This is a genomic window from Bacteroidia bacterium, from assembly GCA_019695265.1.
Taxonomy (GTDB): Bacteria; Bacteroidota; Bacteroidia; order JAIBAJ01; family JAIBAJ01; genus JAIBAJ01.
In genome coordinates, this window is record JAIBAJ010000185.1 from 1 (window position 1) to 3,806 (window position 3,806).

3 protein-coding genes are annotated in these 3,806 nt (G+C 42.4%); 2 read left to right on the top strand and 1 reads right to left on the bottom strand.

Annotation, left to right across the window (positions count from 1 at the left end; genetic code table 11):
* Positions 1 to 529: T9SS type A sorting domain-containing protein (locus tag K1X82_15070; protein ID MBX7183431.1), on the top strand; the 529-nt coding region annotated here is incomplete at its 5' end.
* 12 nt (positions 530 to 541) lie between these two features.
* Positions 542 to 2,014 (top strand): tail fiber domain-containing protein, encoded by a 1,473-nt coding sequence (locus tag K1X82_15075; protein ID MBX7183432.1) that lies wholly within the window; start codon positions 542 to 544, stop codon positions 2,012 to 2,014.
* Positions 2,015 to 2,630: 616 nt separating this feature from the next.
* On the opposite strand, the gene K1X82_15080 is transcribed toward K1X82_15075, so the two are convergent.
* Positions 2,631 to 3,806, bottom strand: a 1,176-nt coding sequence (locus K1X82_15080) for a T9SS type A sorting domain-containing protein (GenBank protein MBX7183433.1), incomplete at its 5' end; no start/stop codon positions are given.

The window sequence follows — 3,806 nt, forward strand, 5'->3', positions numbered from 1 at the left end:
TTTTTTACTAACCAATAATTTATCACCAATGAAAAAAATCACCATGCTTGTTTCAGGTTTGGTATTGACTGCAGGTGTAAGTTTAGCCCAGACCTTGAGTCCTACAGTTATAGGTTCGGCGGGAGAAACAACTTATGGTGGTAGTATCTCCTTATCGTGGACGGTAGGAGAAATTGCCATTACAACAGTTTCATCAGCCGGAAATTTACTTACCCAAGGTTTTCATCAGCCCGAAAATGGTATCACCATTGGCATTGCTGACCCGGATAAACTTATCAGCATCAATGCCTTTCCGAATCCAATTTCAGAAAACCTAACCTTGGCATTTTCTGCTGAAAAATCCGGGAATTTTATTGTTGAAATAACAGATGCGCTAGGAAAACTGGTAAAAACCTCCAGCATTTATGTTGGAAATGGTCAAACTCAGCATAGCATCTCCATGTCAACGTTTGCACCCGGAGCTTATTTGGTAAAAATTTCAACTGCCAATGGTGACTTTGCAAAAGCCATTAAACTTACTAAAATCTAATTTCCCATTCCAATGAAAAAATTACTTACTACTGTGGCAGCCCTCATTTTAACGGCTAGCCTTTCGTTCGGTCAAGCACCAAGCAGCTTTAATTACCAAGCAGTTGCAAGAGATGCAGCCGGAGCTGTTTTACCTAACCAAGCTGTTAACCTTCGTGTAAGCATTCTCGATGGTTCAGCTTCCGGAACTGTTTTGTATTCTGAATATTTCCCAGCAACCACCAATACTTTGGGTCTATTTAATGTTGCTATAGGAACCGGAAACGTTTTATCCGGCTCTTTTGCCAGCATTAACTGGGGAACCGGTGGAGGCAAATTCCTTAAAGTTGAGTTGGATCCCAATGGGGGCACTAACTATTCCCTGGTTGGAACCCCACAATTATTAAGCGTTCCTTACGCACTTTATGCTGCTAACGCTCCTGCCGGTGTCACCGGAGCTACAGGTCCAACAGGACCGGGTGGTGGAGCTACTGGTCCAACAGGTGCTGCCGGAAGCCCCGGAACTCCAGGTGTAACCGGTCCAACAGGTGCAACAGGTGTAGCAGGAGCTACCGGTGCAGCCGGTGCAACTGGTGCAACTGGTGCAACTGGTGCTGCCGGTACTACGGGTGCTACGGGTGCAACAGGTGCTTCAGGTGCCAATGGTGCAACCGGAGCTACAGGTCCTTCAGGTGCTAATGGTGCCACAGGTGCAGCCGGCGCTACAGGAGCAACCGGTGCAACAGGTCCAGGATTGAGCGGTGGAACAACAAACGTAGTTCCCAAATGGACTTCTGCTACTGCATTAGGAAATTCAAGAATATTTGATAATGGTACATTAATGGGAATTGGAACCACCACACCGGTTCAACAATTGGATATCCGTTTAAATAACCTTGCAATTGGAGATAACCTTGGTACCGGCAATCCGGCCATTTCCTGGAAAACTGGTTTAACTACAGATTCTGTTATCACTTTTGCTAACCAAGCCTATGCAGCTACCTATTTCGTAAATGACGGAACAAACTTTATTGGCATGTGGATATCAGAAGCTGATAATGATTTAGAACCATGGGACGACAACCTAACCAGCGTTGGAAATCCAATTTATCGCTTTGCAAACGTTTATGCAGGTAATGGCGTTATTCAAACTTCCGATGCCAGGATGAAAACCAATATTAAACCACTTACCTTTGGATTGAATGAAGTTTTGAAACTTCGTCCTGTTTCTTACGATTGGAAAAATCCAAGAGATGGCAAAGAAAACAACATTGGTTTCTTAGCTCAAGAAGTTGAACAAGTAATTCCTCAAGCAGTTGTTCATTCTTATGCCAGCGAAGAAACACTTAAAAATGCCAAAGCCAACGGTAAACCAGTTCCGGAAATTACTGACCCTTATGGTATGAAATACACTGAAATGATTCCTGTTTTGGTTAAAGCCATTCAGGAACAACAACAAATGATCGAATCCTTGAAAAAAGAAATCGAAACATTGAAAAACAAATAAGCAGTTTTTCGAAAATAAAAAAAGGTTGCCAAACACCATGGCAACCTTTTTTTTTGCCAGTATTTCAAACAACCCCGGGAACAACTAACCCCAAGTTAAGCCTATACCGATTGCCAATCTGTTACAGTACAAATCTGCTCTGCCATAATTTGTTTAAACATTTTTTTTGGGGCAATTAACCATGTAACTTTCAAACTAGGTTTTGGACTTTTTTGCTAATACCATAGGTATTAAACCAAAATCACCATTTGTGATTCCAAGTAGAAAGAAACCTAAGCCAAAAGAAGCGTATTATTAAGCTGCAAAATGCCCCTATTTCTTCTACTTGCGACAAATTTACGCATACCCAACTTCAATTGACTGTCATAAACAAAAATGAAGGTTGGATTGGCCATGAATGGTTGAGGTTGCGTCGGGCAGGGATAGAGGCAAGTAGCTCTGAGGCAGGCGCAGCGCTAGCGGAGGCTGCCGAGGACTACAGCCGATAGCCCGGCCATGAGCCATGCACAAAGCTGGTTCAAGCAGAAAATATGGAGGCGAATGGGCCCGCCAAAAAACAACCCCGATCAGCCCAAAACGGACCAACCGGGGTTATCTGATTTCCGAAAAACCTTACTTAGTTTTGCTTGCTGATTCTAACATTTGAAACCCGGTTTGATTCCCAAACGCACTCCAAAAGGTAAAGTCCATTTTCGAAGCTAGTCAAATCAAGGTTTAAGGAAGAAGATGGAGCATGAAAATGAGCCAAAACCCGTCCTTGCAAATCTTTCAGGTTCAATTCTTTTGGCGAACTTTGGAGCTTAACCTGCAATAAACCTGTTGTTGGATTTGGGAAAACACTAGGCTCCAAGGCATTTTCAGTCAACCCAACCGATCCGATAGAAACCGTAACCTCGTTAGAAGCAACCGAATTTCCGGACGTATTGAAAGCTATAACTTTGTAATAATAATCTGTAAAAGAAGCAATTGCATAATCGTCGAATGTTGTAACATTGGCGGCAACCGTATCTAAATTGGAATAGGAGCTTGAATTAGCCACACTTCGTTGAATGATAAATCCCGTTTCGTTGTTGGAATTATCGGTCCATGTTAATTGAACATAATCTGTTTCTGTTTTAAAAACAGCAATTTGCAAATTAGTAGGAGCCAAAGGAGTAAGATTGGTAGGAGCACCGGATAATTTTGCAAAACTTTGAATAGAATTCCCATCAATCTGGTTAAAGCGACCTCCTATATAAAGTTCGCCATTGTAGGAAACAATTCTGTTATAGTCATAGAGTTCATAACCAGGAATAACGCCCAAACCAGGAGATTGTAAATGAGCATAATTCACCCAATTGGATCCATCGAAACGACCCAGGTAAACCTCGCCGGTACTATCCTTAGCGATGGCATACAAGTAGGTTCCGTCTGTACCAACCCGATTAATTGTTTCATAAGGACTCGGCAGCGTGGAGAGTTGAGTTCCATCCCATTTACCAAAATTACTGAACACATAATTTCCACCAACTACGGACAAGAAGCTACCGCATCCGTAAAAAGCACCATTGAATAAAACGGCATCGGTAAAATTGGAGGTAAAGGTACTTCCGCCAACCGTATAATCGAAACGGGTAGAATCCCAACTTTGACCGTCATACACCAGGGTACGGTTGTTGGAGGTAAGCAAAAAAAGCTCATTTTGATAAACCAGCATTTTATTAATCACATTGTAAGCATTTGTTGCCAAACCATTTGGGAAAGCCCTAACCCAATCAGAGCCATTCCATTTAACCAAATTATATTCAAAGGC